The organism is Arachnia propionica (assembly GCF_037055325.1).
Lineage (GTDB): Bacteria > Actinomycetota > Actinomycetes > Propionibacteriales > Propionibacteriaceae > Arachnia.
Window position 1 is genome coordinate 748,301 of sequence record NZ_CP146373.1, and the last position, 20,362, is coordinate 768,662.

Sequence of the window (20,362 nt, forward strand, 5' to 3'; positions counted from 1 at the left end):
CAGCTCCACGGAGCACAGTCCTTTTCCATGCAGCTAGTCATCCCCTCCGGGGCAACCGCCATCCCTGACCGGTGCTCTCGAGCCATCCCATTTCAGTGAGCTCAGCAGCCGCAGCAATCACCTCGGGCGTTGTCATCCCAGTAGCGACCGTCAGCTCGGCAATCCCTGACGTCCCACCCACCGGGATTGCTTCCCTGACCGATCTGAGCGGGACAGGGAGAGAATCGATTGGCCGGTCCTCGCCCAGCAACGGAAGCTCCTCCTGAGCTCTCAGAGGTGACAACAGGGCCGTCACATCAGCCGCTGACGTGACGAGTGTGGCCACCGCATCCCGAATCAGATGATGCGGAGTAAAAGACAGCGAAGACGTAACTGGCCCGGGTACAGCCATGGTCACGCGGCCTAGTTCCGCCGCCCAAGAGATGGTGTTCCGGGCCCCGGAGCGGGCTCCCGCCTCCACCATCACGGTGCCACTCCCAAGCGCCGCGATCAAACGGTTGCGCGCCAGGAAACTGGCTCTCAAAGGGTGGGCGCCTGGAGCCATTTCCGTGATGACTGCACCATTGCTCTCGATCTGCTTCCGCAACCCGTGATGACTGGCAGGATAGGTTTTATCGATTCCTGTCGCCATCACTGCAAGGGTCGAACTACCTGCTTCGAGTGCGCCACGATGAGCTGCGCTGTCGATCCCGAAGGCAAGCCCAGAGATCACAAGCCACCCTGATGTGCCGAGATCGGATGCGAGTTCTCCCGCCACGTGTAGGCCGTAGCTGGTGGCCGATCGCGCCCCGACAACCGCGACTGCTCGCGGCATTGCCAGCACCGCGGGGTCTCCGGCAACCCATAACCCCAATGGTCGACCTCCCTGGTCTCCCAGCTGGCACATCCCAAGATCTGTGAGGCTGGCCGGCCAAAGTTCGTCCCCGGGAACCAGAAAACTAGCGCCGCACCGGATCGTCGCCGCCTCCAACTTCCCAGGATCGACACCCCGCGCGCGACGCCCCAAGGAAGTGGATTCTCCCTGTCGTTGAATGGTTTCCCACACGTCCAGGGCTCCGTAGCTCTCAACGAGTTGCGTGAGCCTCGGATCAGCTGCCACCTGCAGTGCGCACAAAGCCATGCGGGCCCTACGTTCCCGGACATCCATCATGCCGCCTCGTGGAACATGCCCTGCCTCAGCTGCATGGCGACTCGTAGGGAAGCCGCAGAGATCCGGTCCTCCCCAGCAAGATCCGCCACAGTCCATGCCAGCCGCAGCACCTTGTCTACGCCACGGGCGCTCAACAGGCCACGGTTCAACGCCTTCTCCAAGGGGGACAGATCCCCTGGCAGAGGCAGATGCGAGTGAAGCCACGGCCCTGCCACCTCACCATTGGTGCGCCACGGCGTACTTTGAAGCCGTCGAGCCTGCCTTTCCCGAGCCACGAGAACACGTGTTGCAATCTCGGCACTGGATTCAGGTTGTTCCAGTGAGTCACCCAAGAATGAACGCGACTGGGGCAACATGTGATGCCGAATATCAATGCGGTCCATGATCGGTCCCGACAATCGCTCCTGGTACCTCCGCACCGCCATGGGAGAGCAGCGGCATTCGCGGCCCGTGACCCCATGGAAACCGCAGGGACAGGGATTCGCCGCCAACACCAGCTGAAATCGTGCCGGATATCGCACTTGGATTGCTGCTCTGCCTATGCTGATCCAGCCAGATTCCAGCGGAGTGCGTAGCGCATCGAGGACACGCGTCCCGAACTCGGGCGCTTCATCAAGGAACAACACACCACGATGGGCCAAAGAAATCGATCCGGGCCGCACGAGCCGCACTCCCCCACCAATTATCGAAGCCGGGGAGGATGAATGATGAGGATCAGCATAGGGTGGATCAATCAGCAGCCCTCCACTGAGATCCATTCCAGCAAGCGAGTGCAGAGCTGAGACTTCAACCGCTTCCTCGCCGTCGAGAGGAGGCAGGATGCTGGTCAATCGGGACGCAAGCATGGTTTTCCCCACGCCTGGCGCACCGTGGAGAAACACATGATGTCGCCCTGCCGCTGCCACCTCCATGACCCACCGACCTTCGAGATGCCCGCGTACCTCCCGGAAATCCAAGGGAGGTCTCTGCCTGGAGGCCACATCTTCATCACCCGGAGGCTCCCACCCGCCCAGCGGCGGTTCTCCGTTAAGCACTGCGACGAGATCCTTCAAATGCCCGATGGCCCACACCGTGACCCCAGGCACCAAAGACGCCTCAGCTTCCTGACTTGCTGGAACGATCGCTTTATCAAAGCCGCTCCTGACCGCAGCAAGTAGCGCCGGTAGAATTCCGGGAACGCGACGCAACCTTCCATCCAGCCCCAGCTCCCCCAGGCAAACATGGTTCCGAGCAGCTTCCTTCGGCACCTTATCGATAGCAGCCAAAGCAGCTGTCGCTATGGCCAGGTCGTAGTGGGTCCCTGTTTTCGGCAGGTTCGCCGGAGAAAGATTGATGGTGACCAAACCATTGGGCCACGGCAGCTCAGCCCCTGTCACTGCTGCTCGAACCCGTTCCTTTGCCTGCGAGAGCGCCGCATCCGGCAAGCCGACGAGCACAGTGCGAGGGAGGCCACCTCCTTCAGCAACCTCGACCTCCACCATCGCTCCTTCAATCCCGTTGAGCGCCACGGACCAAGCTGACGCGGTACTCATTCCTCTATCCCCCGGACGTGATTGACCGCTGGTTTCTCTCCGGTGCGCAGCAGTACCCCGATGGCATCGATGCGCAGGCAATCCACCCGGATCCTGTGCTCGGCCAACCACAGCAGACAGAGTTGTCGAAGCTTTCTGCGTTTGCGCCATGTGACTGCTTCAAGTGGATCACCGAACCCGAGCCCCGAACGGCACTTCACCTCGATGAACACCAACGCCCCGGCATCCGGATCATGAGCGATGATGTCGAGCTCACCCTCGTTGCACCGCCAGTTGCGATCAAGCACCTGCCACCCGAGACCGATCACATGTTCGACGGCGTGTTCTTCTCCAATCCGTCCGATCGCCTGGAGCTTCCCACGAACAACCACAAGATCACCTCCTGCAACCACTCTGGGCAGAGGGCTAGGCCCGCAACTGTTTTCCACAGGAAAGCTTCTCCCGCGGACCTTCAGAAAATCGTGTTAGCTGACCTGTGACGCCTCAGCAGGACAGCCGTAACAGGACCTAGCCTTGGTTAGGAACCGGAAAGTCGGAGTGGGTGATCTCCTCGATCGAGACGTCCCGGAACGTTAGGACCTTTGCACTTTTCACGAACCGGGCAGGGCGGTACATGTCCCACACCCACGCATCTCCCATAGAGACCTCGTAGTAGACATCGCTGCCCTCGGTGCGCACCTTGAGGTCAACGGCGTTACATAGGTAGAACCGTCGTTCGGTCTCTACTGCATACGTGAAGATGCCGACTACGTCCTTGTATTCGTGGTAGAGGTCAAGCTCCAGCTTGCTCTCGTACTGTTCCAGATCTTCCGTGCTCATGGTGCCTCACACTTTAGCCGCATCAGGTACACAGGAGTAGCTGAGGCGGTGAACGGGACTCGGACCGAGTAGCTTCAAGGCCTTCTTATGCGCTGCGGTGCAGTACCCCTTGTGTACAGCAAGGCCGTAGCCAGGGTATTCCTGCTCGTAGCCGACCATGATCGCATCACGTTGAACCTTGGCAACGATGGAAGCGGCGCTGATACAGGCCGCAACTTTATCTCCCTTCCAGATGCCCAGCCCCGGCGTTCCCAGACCGCTCACCGGAAACCCGTCGGTCAGAACGAACCCCGGCCTGATCTGCAACCGCGCCACGGCCCTGCGTAGGCCTTGAAGATCGGCCTCATGCATCCCCAAAGCGTCACAATCGGCGGGTTCAACTCGTGCCCAGGCCACTGCAGTGGCACTTTCCAGTATCGATCGGCAGATTTCCGTCCTGCGTTTCGGGGTCAAGGCTTTGGAATCGTCGAGACCCTCGACTGGACGGGCAGGATTCAGGATCACCGCAGCAGCCACCAACGGCCCGGCGCACGCCCCACGTCCCGCCTCATCAACCCCGGCGACTGGGCCGAGCCCAGCGGTCGTCAGGACGCTCTCATAAAGATGAACGTCCTTCAACACCCGGCCGGGGCTTCGATGATGGTGGCTTCCGCTGGTGCTTCTTTCTCGGGTTTGGGAACTCTCGCGAAGGTCTCCGGCACCCGGAAGGTCGACAATCTGTCCAAAGGAGCCACGATGGCAACTGCTGCCCCCACCACCTTGTTCATGGGAACAAAAGCTGCCGCTCCTGCCTTTCCCCCGACTCGCGTGTCGCGCAAGTGGCACCGTGAATCCGCTGAGGCATTCCGGTGATCGCCCATAACGAAGATGTGATCAGCAGGAACGATGACATCGAAAGGCAGGTTCGACGGGGCGACTTGTACACCGTTCTCGGAGTACAGGTACTGAGATTCATCCAAGGCCACTCCATTGACTGTCACGGCCCCCTCCGCCGTGCAGCAGGCCACTCGATCCCCCGGCATACCGATCGCACGCTTTATGAGATACCCAGCGCCGGGATTCGGCAGGACCCCTATGAACTCCAAAACCTGTTCCATCTGCGTGTGTGCCGGCTGGGGGCCCGAGAGCCAGCGCGCAGGATCCTCGAAGACCACCACGTCGCCACGTTGGAACCCTCCGAACTTGGCGATCAGGACCCTGTCCCCAACTTTCAGAGTGTTCTCCATGCTGCCGCTCGGAATGCTGAACATCTGAGCGACGAATCCCCGCAACAGAGTGGAAATCAGGAGCGCGCCAACGAGAATGAGAGCAATCTCCCCCACCCCGCTGAAAAACCGCCGAGGGAAGGAGCGCTCCTTCTCCTGCGATACTCCGGTGCCGGAATCATCGGTGCTTTCCAACGCAATCGCCTTCCTGAGAAAACAAGCGGCCCGCACCGCCGGGTTTCACCCTACAGGCACGGGCCAAGCACATGCCCTCAGGCGCGCTTTTCCTTGATCTTGGCAGCCTTGCCGCGCAAACCACGCAAGTAGTACAGCTTGGCTCGACGCACATCACCCCGGCGCTCCACCTCGATCTTCTCGATGATGGGGCTGTGAAGTGGGAAGGTACGCTCAACGCCCACGCCGAAACTCACCTTCCGCACCGTGAACGCTTCCTGCACCCCGCCGGCATTGCGGGCGATCACGACGCCTGCGAACACCTGGACACGGGACCTGCTACCTTCGATGACTCGCACGTGCACACGCACAGAGTCGCCGGGACGGAATTTGGGGATGTCAGATCGTAGAGCTGCCTGGTCAATGGCCTTGATCAACGGATTGGTCATGATGTCCTCGTCAGTGCCACAGGCCACCGCGTTCGTGATTCTCCTGCCGCACCCCGGCTTATCCCCCTGTGGCAGGAGCCGGGTTCGGGCTGGCTGCCCGGTTGGGCAACGGCTGATAATTATGCCACACAAGCATGAAACGATGCGCATTCAGGAAAACCGACGCGGGGCGCCCGTTTCTGGGCGCCCCGCGCGGGTGGCTATGACGCGATAAAGCAGAGACGCTCAGTCCCCTACTTGCCGTCACCCTTGAACAGTGACTTGATGAGGTCACGGTTCAGCTGGGAGATGGATTCGAGTGGAATACCCTTCGGGCAGACCGCGGAGCACTCCCCAATGTTGGTGCAGTTCCCGAAGCCTTCCTCGTCGTGCTGGGCAACCATCGACTTCACGCGGCGGTAGCGTTCCGGCTGTCCCTGCGGGAGCATCGCCAAGTGGGTGATCTTCGCCGAGGTAAACAGCATCGCGGAGCTGTTCGGGCAGGCCGCGACGCAAGCACCACAGCCAATGCAGGTGGCGTTGTCAAATGCCCTGTCGGACTCCCGCTTCGGGGCGGCAGTTGCGTGGGCATCCGGGGCGGAGCCAGTGTTGGAGGAGATGTAACCACCCGACTGGACGATCCGGTCCAGCGCCGTGCGATCCACCGCGAGGTCCTTGATAACCGGGAAAGCCCCGGCCCGCCACGGCTCGATCTCGATCGTTGCACCATCGGCGAAGGACCGCATATGCAACTGGCAGGTGGTGGTGGCGGAACCGCCATGGGCGACGCCATTGATCACGAGACCGCACATGCCGCAGATGCCCTCACGACAGTCGTGGTCAAAGGCGACGGGCTCTTGGTTCGCGTCCGTGAGCTGCTCATTGAGCATGTCGAGCATCTCCAGGAAAGACATGTCCGGGGACACGCCATCGATGTCATACTCGGCCATCGCACCCCGTGCTTTGGGGCCGGCCTGGCGCCAGATGCGCAGCTTGAGTTTCACTTGTAACTCCGTTGCTTCAGTTCGATTGCCTTGTAGACGAGGGGTTCACGGTGGAGGATCGGCTTGTTGCCCTCGCCGGTCCACTCCCAGGCCGCGACGTAGAGGAATTCGTCGTCGTGACGAAGCGCTTCGCCCTCTTCGGTCTGGGATTCGGCCCGGAAGTGACCACCGCAGGATTCGCGTCGGTGCAGGGCGTCGATGCACATCAACTCGCCCAACTCGAAAAAGTCGGCGACCCGCCCGGCACGTTCGAGGGCTTGGTTGAAGTCCTCGTTCACACCAGTGACGCGCACATTACGCCAGTACTCCTCACGGAGTTCTCGGATGAGACCGATGGCCTTGATCAGTCCCTCCTCCGTGCGGTTCATACCGCAGTACTCCCACATGATCTGGCCCAGTTCTTTGTGGAAGGAATCCACGGAACGGGTGCCTTGGATGCTCAGCAGCTTGTAGAAACGTGCCGTGGCGGTTTGCACTGCTTCCACCACCGCCGGGTGATTGTCTGAGATCTTCTCGAAGGGGCCGTCGGCCAGGTAATCGTTGATCGTGTTGGGAAGAACGAAGTACCCGTCGGCGAGCCCTTGCATCAGGGCCGAGGCGCCGAGGCGGTTCGCGCCGTGATCGGAGAAGTTGGCCTCACCCGTGACGTAGAGACCCGAGATCGTGCTCTGCAGGTCGTAGTCCACCCAGACACCACCCATGGTGTAGTGCACCGCCGGGTAGATGCGCATGGGCACCTCGTAGGGGTTTTCACCGGTGATCTGCTGGTACATGTCAAAGAGGTTTCCGTACCTGTTGGAGACCCCGTCCTTGCCCAACCGATTGATGGCGTCAGAGAAATCGAGGTAGACGCCTCGCCGCACCTGCTTGGTGGTCCCGTCCGCCTGTTTCTCGGCCACTGCCGGGCCAACTCCGCGACCCTCATCGCACATGTTCTTGGCCTGACGCGACGCGATGTCACGGGGCACCAGGTTGCCGAACGCCGGGTAGATCCGCTCCAGGTAATAGTCGCGATCCTCCTCGGGGATCTCGCGGGGATCTTTGGCGCAGTCCGCAGCTTTCTTTGGTACCCAGATGCGGCCATCGTTTCGCAGCGACTCCGACATCAAGGTCAGCTTGGACTGGGTGTCGCCGTGAACCGGGATGCAGGTGGGGTGAATCTGCGTATAGCAGGGGTTCCCGAAGTAGGCGCCCTTGCGATGCGCACGCCAAGCGGCGGTGGCGTTGCAGCCCATGGCATTGGTCGAGAGGAAGAACACGTTGCCGTAACCGCCGGTCCCAAGGACAACAGCATCGGCGGTCCAGGCTTCGATCTTGCCGTTGACCATGTTGCGGGTGACGATGCCGCGAGCGCGCCCGTCAACGACGATCAGCTCGACCATCTCGTGACGCGAGTACATCTTGACGGTGCCCGCTTCGATCTGGCGTTCCAGCTGCTGGTAGCAACCGATCAGCAGCTGCTGCCCTGTCTGCCCGCGCGCGTAGAAGGTGCGCTGCACCTGCACGCCACCGAAGGAACGGGTGTCCAGAAGACCGCCGTACTCGCGGGCAAAAGGAACGCCCTGGGCGACACACTGGTCGATGATGTTGGCACTGACCTCCGCCAACCGGTAGACGTTGGTCTCACGGGCACGGTAGTCGCCACCCTTGACCGTGTCGTAGAACAACCGGTAGGTGGAGTCGTTGTCGTTGCGGTAGTTCTTCGCCGCGTTGATGCCACCCTGGGCCGCGATGGAGTGGGCCCGGCGGGGGCTGTCCTGGTAGCAGAAGTTCAGGACGTTGTAGCCGGCCTCACCGAGAGTCGCGGCGGCCGCGCCACCGGCCAGACCGGTGCCGACGATGATGACACTCAGCTTGCGCCGGTTTGCCGGGTTGACGAGGCGGGCCTGGAACTGGCGGGTCTGCCAGACCTTGTCGATCTCCACCGCGGGAGCCTTGGTGTCGACGATGTCCTCACCGTCTACCCAGTAATCAGCGGGGTTGAAATTCGTGGTCGTCATGGTGCTGCTCACTTCAGGATTCCGAACTGGACACACAGGGGCATGATCATGAATCCGGCGTAGAGGGCGACGGAGACGACCAGCGCGATGATGTTCAGCCACTTGCGGGAATTGGCGGACAGGTTCCCACCCAGCGTCGCGAAGGCGCTCCAGAAACCGTGCCGGATGTGCATACACACGAACAGGATGGAAACGGCATACAAGGCGGTGATCCACCACTGCTGGAATCCGGCCAGCACCATGGTGTGCGGTTCCGCAGCGTGACCGCCCAGGATGCCGGGAACGACGGTGAATTGGACCAGGTGGAAGATCACGAAGAGAAGAATGATCACGCCACCCCAGCGCATGGTGCGCGAGGAGTAGGTCTGAGCCTGGCGCTTGGTGACCTGGTACTTGTCGCCGCGGTTCTTGACGGTCTTCGCCGACAGCGTCGCCGCGGACCAGATATGGAGAGCGATGGCCAGAAGAAGCGCCGCCCTGAACACCCATATGAATTGCCCGGCCGGCATGATCGGATACATGATGCCACCAGCCTTGGTGACGCCATTCTCAACCTCGAGACCCTTCAGCCAGTGGGCGTAGTGATCGAAGGCCTCGTAGCCGACGAACATCTTCAGGTTGCCGTACATGTGCACGAGCAGGAAAACGATCAGGATCAGACCGGTTACCGCCATCAGGGCCTTCCGGGCGACCGTGGACCGCAACGCTCGTTGATGGATAGTTAGTGATGTTGCCACGAAGCTCACTCTAGCTGCCTTCCAGCGTTGTTTCGCACACCGGGGCCAGTTAAGAGTCGCCCCGTCGCAAAAACACACCAAACCCTTGCTTCAAAGGAGTTTTACGCTATCCAGAAGGGACGAAAATATGCCTATCAGCGACCCTCTTCCAACAGGTCTGGACGACGTTCCCGGGTGCGCTCCAAAGCTTTTTCCCGACGCCATGTCGCGATGGCCGCATGGTTGCCGGACAGCAGGATGGGAGGCACCTGACGACCCCGCCAAACCGGGGGTTTCGTGTAGTTGGGGTATTCCAGCAGTCGGTGTCCAGGAGCGTGTGATTCTTCCACCAGAGAGTCCGGGTTCCCGAGCACTCCCGGGATGAGCCGAACCACCGCCTCAGTGATGACCAGAACCGCCGCCTCGCCACCGTTCAGGACATAGTCGCCAAGGCTTACCTCAATAAGCTCATAGCTCTCCGAACAGTGATCCAGAACCCGCTGATCGATGCCCTCATAGCGCCCACACGCGAACACCAACCGTTCCCGGGTGCTCAATTCGTAGGCCAGGTCTTGATCCAGCACCCGTCCCGCCGGAGTCGGAACCACCACGGTCATGGATGCGGGGTTGAGGTGTTCCATGGCATCCAAGGCCTCACCCCAGGGTTCGGGCTTCATCACCATCCCGGCACCTCCGCCGTAAGGAGTGTCGTCGGCGGTGTGGTGCCGGTCATGGGTCCACCAGCGAAGATCGTGAACGGCCAGGTCGACGATGCCTGCATCGACTGCCTTCCCCACCAGCGACAACGACAAAGGCGCCAGATAGTCGGGGAAAATCGTGACAACGTCGATTCTCATTCGAAGTCCTCCAGCAGTCCGCTCACATCCGCGAACTGCACTTCCCCCGCCACAAGATCGACCCGGGGCACCAATGCTGACACAAAGGGAACCAAGCGTCGCCCGTGGATGGTCTCAACCGCCAGGCAGTCCTGCGCAGGCAGGTGCAGCACATCCACGATCTCACCGACCTGCCGGCCATCGGCGTCCAGGGCACGAAGCCCTAGCAACTGTCGGTCGAAGTACTCCTCCGGCTCGCTCGGGGTCTCGTCTGCGGGAACGTCGACAAACAGGCGTTCGCCACGAAGCGTCTCAACGGCGGTCCGGTCCGGATATCCCTGGAAAGAGGCCAGCAGCCTCCCACGATGCCAACGGATGCGTTCCAGAACTAGCTGCGCCCCAGATGTGAGACGCAGCACAGCCCCTAGTTGGAATCGGCGTCCAGGCTCATCGGTGCGCACATCGATAACCACATCCCCGCGGATGCCGTGGGCACGGCCCACGACTCCGACGAGCACCTCAACCAGATCGGCCAAGGCAGCCCCGTTCAGCGCCGCCGGGGCCGGTCGACATCAACGAAATCGACGCGAACCTGTTCGTTTCCCGCCAGCGCCCCGAGCACGGTGCGCAGCGCACTCGCGGTGCGCCCTTGTCGGCCAATCACCTTTCCGATGTCCTCGGGGTGAACACGCACCTCCAGAAGACGACCGCGGCGCAGGTTCTTGTCGCGTACGGTCACGTCATCAGGATTGGAGACGATCCCCGCCACCAAGTGCTCGAGAGCGTCGGCGAGCACGACTCAGGCCTCCTGCTCAGCAGCCTCGTCCCCGGCCGGGGCCTCGGAGGCTTCCTTGGCGGCTTCTTCCTCAGCCTTCTTCTTCGCCTTCGAGATGGCGGGAGCAACGGCGTTGCCGTCCTCAGCCAAGGCTTTCGCAAACTCGGCCTCGCGGTCACGCGGCTCGGGCTGCGGAAGAATCCCTGAGGGGATGTCCTCACCCGTGAACTTCTGCCAGTCCCCGGAACGCTTGAAGATGGCGACCACTGCCTCAGTCGGCTGGGCGCCCACGGACAGCCAGTACTGGGCGCGCTCGGAATTGACGCGGATCAAGGACGGATCGTTCTTGGGATGGTAAAGACCGATCTCCTCGATAGCCTGCCCGTCCCGTTTAGAGCGGGAGTCCATGACAACGATGCGGTAGTGGGGGGAGCGAATCTTACCGAGACGCTTCAGACGAATCTTGGTAGCCAAGTTCGGAATCTCCTGTTGCTTGTGAGTCTGTGACCAGACGAGTTGGATGGCCAACAAACGATGCGCGTGGGGTACGCCCGGCAGTGACCAGATGAACCATGCTCGCCGGAGTTAGAGGGCGCCAGCGACAGGTGCGGATGTATTCTGCCAGATTTCTCCGGGCAGTCCCAACAACTCCCCGTAGGATCGGCTCGTGGACATCGGTGAGGAAGACTTCTACGCACTGGTCGAGGAAGCATTGGAAAGTCTCCCGGAGGAATTGCTCTGCAATCTAGACAACGTGGCCATCGTGGCGGAGGACGAACCGGAGGACGGTTCCGAGACCCTAGGGATCTACGAGGGAACCGCCCTCACCGAGCGCGATTCCTCGTGGTTCGGGATGCTACCGGATCGGGTGGTGCTTTTCCGTGGCCCCCTGTCGCGGATGTGCGAGGATGAGGACGAACTGTTCGAGGAGATCGCCATCACCCTGGTTCACGAGATCGGGCACTATCACGGCATCGATGAGGAACGACTCCACGAGCTGGGCTGGGGCTGAACCAACGCTCAGGAGTTCCCACAGACCCCAGAAAGGTCTCCCGCGTAAGCGATCGGGGCCGTGTGACTGCACATGCTGGCAGAAGCTACGGCCTTCTCACCCAGCGCCGACAACGGTAGCGATGTCCCCCAGGCCCGTTTCGCCCCGAATAGCGAGGACATTCCTGTGGGCTCCGCGACCCGCTCCACCACGGTATTGTCCGGATCCAGACCGGCTACGGTGGCGGCGTGCCGGAAGAATTCATCACGCCCCATAACGGCATCAGCAAGTCCAACATTGACTGCCTGCCGGGCGCTAAAGGTCCCGGCTCCGAATTCGTCGCGGATGCGTTGCGGGTCGATCTTCCGGCCCGCCGCCACCTCAGCGACGAAACCTTCGTAGTCGTCGTCGACTATTGCCTGAAGTCGCTGGCGTTCCTGCTCGGTCAGGTCCCGGTACGGGTTGTTCAGATCTTTTCCGCTACCCGCGGTGATGTACTCCTGGCTGATGCCTCCCGTGGTGGTGATCCCCTGCTGCAACAGGGTGCTTCCCGTGGCGACAACGTCTTTGTAACGCGGGAGCGGCCCAAGGATCACTCCGATGGAGCCGATCATGGCGCCGTGTTCAGCGATGATCTCGTTCGCTGTCGCAGTGGAGTAGACACCGCCGGATGTGGAGGAGCCCTCGACGTGCACGAGCACTGGTTTCCCGGTGCGCTCGCGATAGCGGGTAATGGCGTCGGCGATGGCCTTGGAGCCGGTGACGGTGCCGCCCGGGGTGTTGACCAGCAGCACGACTCCATCGGACTTGTCCGTTTTCAGGGAGTCCAATTGATCCGCCACCTCGTAGCCGTAGGTTCCAGAAGAGAGCAGCGCCCCGTCAGCGGCGTCGGTCATGATGGTGCCGGAGATCCGGATGGCCCTCAGGTGCCCACTGGCTGTTTCTGTTCCCCAGACCCTCTCAAGGGATGTGCTCGCCCCATCCTTGGTGATAGAACCGAGCAGCATTCCCAACGAAATCATGGCGAACACCCCACCCACGATGCTGAGCACCACGAACCCGGTCATCAAACCCAGCCCAGCCCCCATACCGGTGCCGAACCCGCGTTTGAAGCCGCCCTTTTCTGCCTGGGGCACCACCGGTTGGATGGGAGGACCGGGCGGCGGAGCATAGGGATTGTTCTCAGGTTTACAGGAATCATTCTGTTGCTGCTCGGGCTTCGTCATGCACCAAGTCAATCAAATCAAAGTCAGGAGATCAGCCGTCCGCGCAGAAGAAGAGCCAGCGGATCCCGCAGCGCTCCGGTGTCGGCGCGTGGATCGGCGGTGGTTACGATCAGGTCCGCGCTGGCTCCTCCCACGAGGGCGTCAACGCCAAGCCACGATCTGGCTCCCCAGCTCGAGGCCTTAATGGCGAATTCCCCACCGCCAAGCGAGGCCAGCTCCGCAACCTCGGAAAGAATCTCCCCGTGAGGCACGACGGTGCCCGCGTCGGTGCCCGAGTACACATCGATCCCGGCTTCGATGGCCTTGCCGATGGTTTCTCTGCGACGGGAGTACAGGGCCATCATGTGGTTGGCGAACACCGGATATTTGTCACGTCCCGGCTCCGCATACTGGGGGAACCGATTCAGGTTGATCATAGTAGGCACTAGTGCAACACCGCCGTCAGCCATCTGCTGGATCACCTCGTCGCTCATGCCGGTGCCGTGTTCAATGCAGTCGATCCCGGCTGCCACCAGTTCGGCGACGGACTGCTCCCCGAAACAGTGGGCAGTGACCCGGGCCCCCTCCTCGTGGGCCACAGCGATGGCTTCTGCAGCCAGGGCTGCTGGGAAGGAGGGTTCGAGATCACCCGTGGAACGGTCAATCCAGTCACCCACGATCTTCACCCAGCCGTCGCCGTCACGAGCCTCATGACGTATCTGCTCGACAAGGGCCTCGGGCTCCACCTCAACAGCCAGGTGACGGATGTAGCGACGAGTGCGTGCGACATGTCTGCCCGCGCGAATCAACTTGGGCAGGGCCTCATCATGCTGCACCCAGCGAGTGTCGGAAGGGGAGCCCGCATCGCGGATCAGCATGGTTCCGGCGGCCAGATCGGCCTGCGCCTGCCGGCGTGCCTCCTCGACGCTGACCGCCCCCTCCACTCCCAGTCCAATGTGGCAGTGAGCATCAACCAGCCCAGGGATGACATAGGCGTCCCTGGCCAGTGTTCTCGCCCCAGCGATGGGTTCGGCGGTGAGCCGACCATCAACCACCCAGAAGTCCCGGGGTTCCTCGTAGGGCAGAAATGTGCCGTGTATGTGCATGGGCTCCGCAGTCATGAGCGACAGCATAGAGACTTCGAAGCCGAAGCGGGCTACTTCCTTTGCTGCTCGTCAAACATCTTCTGCAGCTCCGGAGGCAACTGGAAGTCGTCCAGCGTCTGGGGAGCGGCCTGCGCAGCCCCGGGTTTGGCGCCGAGAGCGCGTTCGACCCCCTGCTGTTTGCGTTTGGCGGGGTTGCCGGAGGTCTTCCGCCCGCGTTTCTTGGCTTTGCCCTGCTGTTTGCGTGCCGCACGTCCCCCGCCCATGCCAGGCATCCCAGGCATCTTCCCCCCGGCCAGTTGTTCCATCATCTTGCGGGCCTCGACGAATCGCTTGACGAGGTTGTTGACGTCCGAGACCTGCACTCCAGCGCCCTTGGCGATCCGTGCTCTGCGGGAACCGTTGAGGATGCCGACGTCATCGCGTTCTGCCGGGGTCATCGAGAAAATGATCGCCTCGATCCGGTCCACCTCTTTCTCGTCGATGGAGTTGATGGCGTCCTTGAACTGCCCGGCACCGGGCAGCATCCCGAAGATCTTGCTCAGCGGCCCCAGTTTCCGCAGCTGCTGCATCTGAGCCAGGAAATCCTGCAAGCCGAAGCTCCCCTTACCTGCGCTGAGTTTTTCGGCTGCCTTTCGAGAGGATTCCGCATCAAAATTTTTCTCGGCCTGCTCGATCAGGGTCAGAACATCACCCATCCCGAGGATTCGGGAGGCCATCCGATCCGGGTGGAAGACGTCGAAGTCTGCTAGGGCCTCACCGTTCGACGCGAACATGATGGGTTTTCCGATGACCCGCGCAATGGACAGTGCTGCGCCACCGCGGGCATCGCCATCGAGTTTGGTGAGAACCACGCCATCGAAGCCAATGCCCTCGTTGAATGCCTTGGCGGTATTGACGGCGTCCTGCCCGATCATGGCGTCGACGACGAACAGCACTTCGTCAGGGCGAGTGGCCGCTTTGATGTCCGCGGCCTGCTGCATCAGCATCTCGTCGATGCCCAGCCGACCGGCAGTGTCGATGACCACCACGTCATAAAGACTGCGTTCGGCATGTTCGAGCGCTGCCCGGGCTACCTGGACCGGGTCGCCGACGCCGTTTCCGGGTTCCGGGGCGAAGACGTGCACCCCGGCCCGTTCCCCCACGATCTGAAGTTGGTTCACCGCATTGGGGCGCTGCAGATCACAGGCAACCAGCAGGGGGCTGTGCCTCTCGGACTTCAACCAACGGGCGAGTTTTCCGGCAAGGGTGGTTTTACCCGCACCCTGCAAACCGGCGAGCATGATCACAGTCGGCGGTTTCTTGGCAAACCGGATGGGTCGAACCTGTCCGCCCAGGATGCTGATGAGCTCTTCGTTGACGATCTTGATGATCTGCTGCGATGGGTTGAGGGCACGGCTGATCTCAACACCGCGGCAGCGCTCCTTGACAGCGGCGACGAACTGTTTGACCACCCCGAGGTTGACATCTGCTTCCAGCAGGGCAATGCGGATCTCCCGCATTGTGGCGTCGATGTCCGCCTGTGTGAGTCGTCCCTTAGACCTGAGGCCCTTGAACGTTTCTGCCAAGCGTTCCTGAAGTGTGTCGAACAAGTCCGTGCTCCTTGGATTCCGAGGCGGTGCCTGCCAAGAATACAGGGGCGCCTCAGCGCGTGTGGCTGCTCGGTCCTCCGACGGACTCCGCTTCGCTCCCCCGGTTGGGAATTTCCACCGTCACCACCCACTGGTTCCCTTCTGGCCCCGCGGTGAAGCGCCCCCCGGAAAGATCGATGCGTTCCTGGATTCCTGAAAGCCCGTAGCCGAGCGACAGTTTAGATTCTCGTTTCTTTTTCGGCATTTCGTTGCAGATGCGAAGCAAGGTGGTGGTCTCCCCCACATCCAGCTCCACCAAGCATTTACCCCCGGGATCTGCGTAGCGAATAATGTTGGTGACCCCTTCCTGCATGGCACGGGTGAGAGTACGCCGTGTGATCGGGGGCAGATCGTCAGATGTCGGGTCTATTCTGAAGTCGGCCTGAATATAGGAGTTCTTCAGGGTGCCCTGCAGGCGACCGGCCACGGTGAGGGGCCGCACCAGGGCAGGCAACTTGCCTTCCTCCCCCTCGGACATGACGTCGGTGAGCAGGAAAAGCTCGCCATCCGCCGCTTCGAGCGATCCTGCGATCCGATCCAACGCGAATCGAACCTCTGCAGGGTCATCACTTTCCCCATACGCCATACACTGCAACAGGATCACGGAGAAGTGGTGGGCGAGCACATCGTGGAGTTCGCGGGCGAGAAGGTTGCGTTCCTCCGTGCGGGCGGCCTCAATGGCCTCCAAGAGAGCGGCTGCCCGTTCGCTCTGCTCCGCCCGAATCCTCTCGTACTGCCCGCTCAGGGCGGAATAGACCAAGCCGACGAATGGAATCGACGCGCCCGCCACGAGTTCCGTTCCGGCGTCCAGCCCAATGACGGTAAGCGCCCATACCCCCGTCAGGGCCGCAACCCCCGTGCCGAGGATCCAGTAGGGATTCTGGGTTCGACCAAATTTCCAGCACGCCATCAGGAGCACGACGGACAGCGCGACAGGGGTCTGCTCGGGGGTAATCAGCATGCCCGCCGCTGCCGCGGCGGCCACGGCTCCGCCGGTGAGCGGCCACCGGAGCATGACGGCACTGCTCACGTACCCGAGAAGCGGCCACGCCAAGGCCCATCCCAGCGGCTGCGTCAGGCAGGTCCGAAGAGCCATGATCCCCATGAAGAACAGGGGCATGGCGGTACCGAGGATTTTTCTTCCGAGTGATTTCTTCTTTCCCCTGACAGCGGCCGCATCATCCACTTCCCCGTACCGGGATTCCGGGAGGCGGATTTCGAACAGATGTCCTCGGCCGGTGAATCCCTTGGAGAACTGCCCTCCCAGCGATTGCACCCGCTCCCGGACTCGTTCGAACGCCGATTTGTCCTCCGAGCGGAGTTTGTTGGGGGTGACGAGCTCCACCATCATCCGGGTGGTGTAGCTGGAAGGGCACTCCACCTTGAAACGCAACGGATCGGGGCGCAGAGCGTCGGAGGATTTCAGCACCAGCTGCGCCACCCGGGTGGCGGTGAGCTGGGTGAGCACGCTTCTTCGATCGAGCTCTTCGTCGACCTTCAGATCCACGTGGAGACCTTGCAAGCGCAGAGCCTCCGCCGCGCTGGAGAGTATCTGGACCGACCCGATGATGGATTTCGACTCGTCGCTGCCATCAGCCACGGGATCCTCGCGCAGCATCCCGACCAGGGCCCGGACGCGAGTGACCGCGTCCAGGCAGACGGTCTGCACTCTCTCGATCGCGTCTCGAAGAGCCCAGGTGTCGGACGTGCGGCGCGGGGCCTTGTGACCTTTCCACGCCTCCTCGAGGCGCTCGCCCACGACCCGACGGAGCTCACCCGCCAACCGCAGGCGTTCGCCGCTGCGAATCTCGACGATGTCCCCCGCCAGGATGGCGAGGCGCACCTCCCGGCGCTCAAGGACAGCGAGAACGCCTTTGAAGGCCAACCCCAGGAAGACGCCGAAAACGGTCAGGAAAGTGTAGTCGAGCATCTGCCCGACCAACCCATCAAGACCCCTCATGGCGACGAGGTTGCGAATTCCCCCATAGCCTGTTCCCAACAGAACGACCGTAGAAATCGGCCGCACGCCGTAGCGAAAGGCGAAAGTCGCTGCTGCCAGCACGAAGAACACAGGGTCCGCGCCGGCATCCCCGGTGATCACCACGAACACCAAGGGCAGCAGCCCGATGCACAGCCCGATCCACGGCCTCCAGAGCAACACGAAGGAAGCCACCGCGATCGAGACGTGAGTCAGAACAACCAAGGGGCGTATCTCGACCCCTTCGAGGAAAAGCTCCAGAATATTGGAAAGAAACTGGAAACCTACAGCGAACAAGACGAGCCAGCGCCCGAGGTCGACCAGGGCGACCGTCGGGCTCTTCTCCTCAGCTTCCTGGTTCATGTCCCCCCGCTCAGGTCAGCTCACTTCCCGATTCGGAAACCATGCATTCGTTTCTTTCAAGCCATCATTACCTTTTGCACCAAGTAGTGGTCCTGAACCACAGCCAAAGAATACAGCCAATGCCACCGCGACTGGCCTCGTTGCCTTTCACCACAGAGATGGAGTTCTGATTGGCGACCGGCTCGGTGGTGTTGGCGCTTGCGGGGACCGCGCCAAGGGCCACACAGGATCCCAGCACGAGAGCAGCTACCGCAAGGCGCGTCTTCTTCATCGCTTCCTCCGTTTTTTCATGCGATCCACCGCCTTCTACTCCCAGCAACGCTTAGATCTTACACACCGCGTCGCCCCGGGTGCACTCCCCGGGGCGGGTCACCCACAGGCAATCTGGTGAGGCATCGCACCACCACCTAGACATTCCTGGACATTGCTGTCGCCCCACCTCTCGAGGAAGACACATCATTCCGCGTGGCGCGGCGGTTGATGGGGCAAAACCCGGTTATGTGGATTATGGTTTTCATCATGACCGAGCTCTGCCGTGTACTAGTCGCTGATGATGATCCCATGGTCCGTGAGGCCTACCGTATGTTTCTGACGCGACACGACGACCACGAGGTAGTTGGTGAGGCCCGCAACGGCCGGGAGGCCGTGGAAGCCTACGAGGAGCTGAAACCCGATGTGGTTCTCATGGATCTGCAGATGCCCGATATGTCGGGAGTGGATGCCATTCGTGAGATCAATCGGAAACATCGCGGCGCCTGCATCGTCGCTCTGACCACCTTCGGTACCCAGGAGTACATCATTTCCGCTTTGCGCGCTGGGGCCTCCGGATACCTGATGAAGGATTGTGGCGGCCCCGCTCTGCTGACTGGTATTCAGCAGGCCCGTGACGGCGACATGCCGCTGGCACCCGGGGTTCGACGCGAACTGGTCGCTGACCTTTTGACAGGACACCCCAAGATATTGACCGACGAGGCGGCAGCCGCAGGACTCGCCCCCCGCGAGAAGGAATTGCTGATCTGGCTCGGTCAGGGAATGACGAACGCACAGATCGCGGCCAAGATGTTCATCTCCGAGGGTTCCGTGAAACAGTACCTATCCCACATCGGTGACAAAATGGGCCTGAAGTCCCGCACCCAAATTCTGGTGCGGGCCATTCAGCTGGGTCTCGTCGATCCGACACTCATGACCCCCGGGTTGTCCTGAGGTATTCCCCTTCTCATTCCCCGAGGATTCCGGCAACGAATCCCTCGGGGTCGAAGGGCGCCAAATCATCCACACCTTCCCCGAGACCAACAAGCTTGACCGGAACCCCGAGTTCGCGCTGAACCTGGATGACGATTCCGCCCTTCGCGGAACCATCCAGCTTGGTGAGCACGATACCGGTAACGTCCACCACCTCGGAGAAGATCTTGGCCTGCGTCATGCCATTCTGGCCCGTGGTGGCGTCGAGGACTAGCAGAACCTCAGTGACAGGAACCTTCTTCTCGATGACGCGCTTGACCTTGCCGAGTTCATCCATCAACCCAACCTTGGTATGCAATCGCCCGGCAGTGTCGATGAGCACCACATCGGCCCCCTCTTCCTTACCTTTGGCGACCGCGTCGAAAGCGACCGAGGCAGGATCGCTGCCCTCGGCAGAACTCACCGTCGTAACTCCGACCCGCTCTCCCCATGTCGTGAGCTGCTCAGCAGCGGCGGCCCGGAAGGTGTCGGCCGCTCCCAACATTACGGAGCGTCCCTCGGCCACGAATACACGGGCCAATTTGCCTACGGTGGTGGTCTTTCCCGTCCCATTCACTCCGACCACCATCACGACGGCGGGATCATTCTCTGCCGCTGTCAGGTTCAGGCTCCGGTCGAGATCTGGCTCGACCAATTTCAGGAGTTCAGCACGCAGCACTTGACGAGCACGTTCGGGATCGGAGACCCCGTCGATGCTCAACTCCCGCCGCAATGCCTCAGTGAGTTCCGTGGTGGGCCCAACACCCAGATCGGATGCGATCAAGGTGGCCTCAAAATCGTCCCAGGTCTCGGAATCAATCCGATCGACGCTCAACAATTCACCGAGCGCCCGGGCCAACACATTGTTGCTCGAGGCTAGACGACGTCGCAGCCGAGCAAACCGTGAACGCGGCTCCTCGGGCTGGTCCAGCACGGGTTTCGCAGGCTCAGGTTCAGCGATTTCACCTGCTGGCTCCCCAATCTCCGCAGGTTCCTCACCTGCCGCCGGTTCCTCCTCCACAGCGGTTTCCGCATCGGAGGCCTTGATTGCCTCCTGCGTCTCGCCGGGAGGTAGTTCCTTCCTGCCGTACCTGATGACGAGCGTGGCCGCAATCAAACCGGCCCCGACGATCGCTACGACCAACCAGAAAATCAAATCTCCCACGGGGCAATCCTAGGACCTGTTGCAGAAGCTATGCCCAGTATTATCACTCCGGAGCGGACGAAACTG

At 61.5% G+C, this 20,362-nt stretch carries 21 protein-coding genes; 2 read left to right on the top strand and 19 right to left on the bottom strand.

The annotated features are described in order from the left end of the window. Positions 1-37: 37 nt before the first annotated feature. The 14 genes from V7R84_RS03485 to rpsP all read right to left on the bottom strand — a co-directional run bounded on the left by V7R84_RS03485 (position 38) and on the right by rpsP (position 11,113). Positions 38-1,150 (bottom strand): DNA-processing protein DprA, encoded by a 1,113-nt coding sequence (locus V7R84_RS03485; protein ID WP_338572080.1) that lies wholly within the window; start codon positions 1,148-1,150, stop codon positions 38-40. Continuing rightward, positions 1,147-2,682 carry a YifB family Mg chelatase-like AAA ATPase gene (locus V7R84_RS03490; RefSeq protein WP_338572082.1) on the bottom strand — a complete coding sequence of 512 codons (1,536 nt, stop codon included), beginning with the start codon at positions 2,680-2,682 and terminating at the stop codon, positions 1,147-1,149. The genes V7R84_RS03485 and V7R84_RS03490 overlap by 4 nt, the downstream gene beginning before the upstream one ends. Further along, positions 2,679-3,053: a YraN family protein gene (locus V7R84_RS03495; protein WP_338572084.1), complete on the bottom strand. Its 375-nt coding sequence runs from the start codon at positions 3,051-3,053 to the stop codon at positions 2,679-2,681. Before V7R84_RS03495 ends, V7R84_RS03490 begins: the two co-directional genes overlap by 4 nt. A gap of 136 nt (positions 3,054-3,189) precedes the next feature. Continuing rightward, entirely contained in the window at positions 3,190-3,501 is a 312-nt protein-coding gene (locus V7R84_RS03500; protein WP_130874315.1) for a DUF2469 domain-containing protein, read from the bottom strand. A 6-nt stretch (positions 3,502-3,507) separates the two neighbouring features. Further along, positions 3,508-4,122 (bottom strand): ribonuclease HII, encoded by a 615-nt coding sequence (locus tag V7R84_RS03505; protein ID WP_338572087.1) that lies wholly within the window; start codon positions 4,120-4,122, stop codon positions 3,508-3,510. Further along, entirely contained in the window at positions 4,116-4,901 is a 786-nt protein-coding gene (gene lepB, locus V7R84_RS03510; protein WP_338572089.1) for a signal peptidase I, read from the bottom strand. Before lepB ends, V7R84_RS03505 begins: the two co-directional genes overlap by 7 nt. Positions 4,902-4,978: 77 nt before the next feature. Then, positions 4,979-5,329, bottom strand: coding sequence for a 50S ribosomal protein L19 (gene rplS, locus V7R84_RS03515; RefSeq protein ID WP_338572092.1), 351 nt, complete (start codon positions 5,327-5,329; stop codon positions 4,979-4,981). A gap of 233 nt (positions 5,330-5,562) precedes the next feature. After that, entirely contained in the window at positions 5,563-6,312 is a 750-nt protein-coding gene (locus tag V7R84_RS03520; protein WP_338572094.1) for a succinate dehydrogenase/fumarate reductase iron-sulfur subunit, read from the bottom strand. Further along, on the bottom strand, positions 6,309-8,312 hold the full coding sequence (locus tag V7R84_RS03525; protein ID WP_338572096.1) for a fumarate reductase/succinate dehydrogenase flavoprotein subunit: 2,004 nt from the start codon (positions 8,310-8,312) through the stop codon (positions 6,309-6,311). Before V7R84_RS03525 ends, V7R84_RS03520 begins: the two co-directional genes overlap by 4 nt. Positions 8,313-8,320: 8 nt before the next feature. Continuing rightward, positions 8,321-9,049 carry a succinate dehydrogenase cytochrome b subunit gene (locus V7R84_RS03530; RefSeq protein ID WP_338572097.1) on the bottom strand — a complete coding sequence of 243 codons (729 nt, stop codon included), beginning with the start codon at positions 9,047-9,049 and terminating at the stop codon, positions 8,321-8,323. Between the two features lie 134 nt (positions 9,050-9,183). Continuing rightward, entirely contained in the window at positions 9,184-9,885 is a 702-nt protein-coding gene (trmD, locus tag V7R84_RS03535) for a tRNA (guanosine(37)-N1)-methyltransferase TrmD (RefSeq protein ID WP_338572098.1), read from the bottom strand. After that, on the bottom strand, positions 9,882-10,400 hold the full coding sequence (gene rimM / locus V7R84_RS03540; RefSeq protein ID WP_338572100.1) for a ribosome maturation factor RimM: 519 nt from the start codon (positions 10,398-10,400) through the stop codon (positions 9,882-9,884). The genes trmD and rimM overlap by 4 nt, the downstream gene beginning before the upstream one ends. A gap of 11 nt (positions 10,401-10,411) precedes the next feature. After that, positions 10,412-10,660, bottom strand: coding sequence for an RNA-binding protein (locus V7R84_RS03545; RefSeq protein ID WP_338572101.1), 249 nt, complete (start codon positions 10,658-10,660; stop codon positions 10,412-10,414). A gap of 3 nt (positions 10,661-10,663) precedes the next feature. After that, entirely contained in the window at positions 10,664-11,113 is a 450-nt protein-coding gene (rpsP, locus tag V7R84_RS03550; protein WP_338572103.1) for a 30S ribosomal protein S16, read from the bottom strand. A 193-nt stretch (positions 11,114-11,306) separates the two neighbouring features. Between rpsP and V7R84_RS03555 the strand changes: the two genes are divergently transcribed. Beyond that, on the top strand, positions 11,307-11,651 hold the full coding sequence (locus V7R84_RS03555) for a metallopeptidase family protein (protein WP_338572106.1): 345 nt from the start codon (positions 11,307-11,309) through the stop codon (positions 11,649-11,651). A gap of 8 nt (positions 11,652-11,659) precedes the next feature. Here the strand turns inward: V7R84_RS03555 and V7R84_RS03560 are convergent, their stop codons facing one another. The 4 genes from V7R84_RS03560 to V7R84_RS03575 are packed head-to-tail and all read right to left on the bottom strand — an operon-like array spanning position 11,660 to position 17,910. Beyond that, positions 11,660-12,856 (bottom strand): S49 family peptidase, encoded by a 1,197-nt coding sequence (locus tag V7R84_RS03560; protein ID WP_338572107.1) that lies wholly within the window; start codon positions 12,854-12,856, stop codon positions 11,660-11,662. Positions 12,857-12,879: 23 nt separating this feature from the next. After that, the gene (locus V7R84_RS03565) at positions 12,880-13,956 is read right to left on the bottom strand and encodes an amidohydrolase family protein (protein WP_338572109.1); all 1,077 of its coding nucleotides are present in this window, start codon (positions 13,954-13,956) and stop codon (positions 12,880-12,882) included. Positions 13,957-13,991: 35 nt separating this feature from the next. Further along, positions 13,992-15,530 (bottom strand): signal recognition particle protein, encoded by a 1,539-nt coding sequence (gene ffh / locus V7R84_RS03570; protein WP_338572113.1) that lies wholly within the window; start codon positions 15,528-15,530, stop codon positions 13,992-13,994. Positions 15,531-15,582: 52 nt separating this feature from the next. Beyond that, positions 15,583-17,910 (bottom strand): histidine kinase, encoded by a 2,328-nt coding sequence (locus tag V7R84_RS03575; RefSeq protein ID WP_338572115.1) that lies wholly within the window; start codon positions 17,908-17,910, stop codon positions 15,583-15,585. 519 nt (positions 17,911-18,429) lie between these two features. Here V7R84_RS03575 and V7R84_RS03580 point away from each other — a divergent pair. Next, a complete protein-coding gene (locus V7R84_RS03580) occupies positions 18,430-19,113 on the top strand; it encodes a response regulator transcription factor (RefSeq protein WP_338572116.1) in 684 nt (227 codons plus the stop codon). A gap of 13 nt (positions 19,114-19,126) precedes the next feature. Here the strand turns inward: V7R84_RS03580 and ftsY are convergent, their stop codons facing one another. Then, the gene (gene ftsY, locus V7R84_RS03585; RefSeq protein WP_338572119.1) at positions 19,127-20,296 is read right to left on the bottom strand and encodes a signal recognition particle-docking protein FtsY; all 1,170 of its coding nucleotides are present in this window, start codon (positions 20,294-20,296) and stop codon (positions 19,127-19,129) included. Positions 20,297-20,362 lie beyond the last annotated feature (66 nt).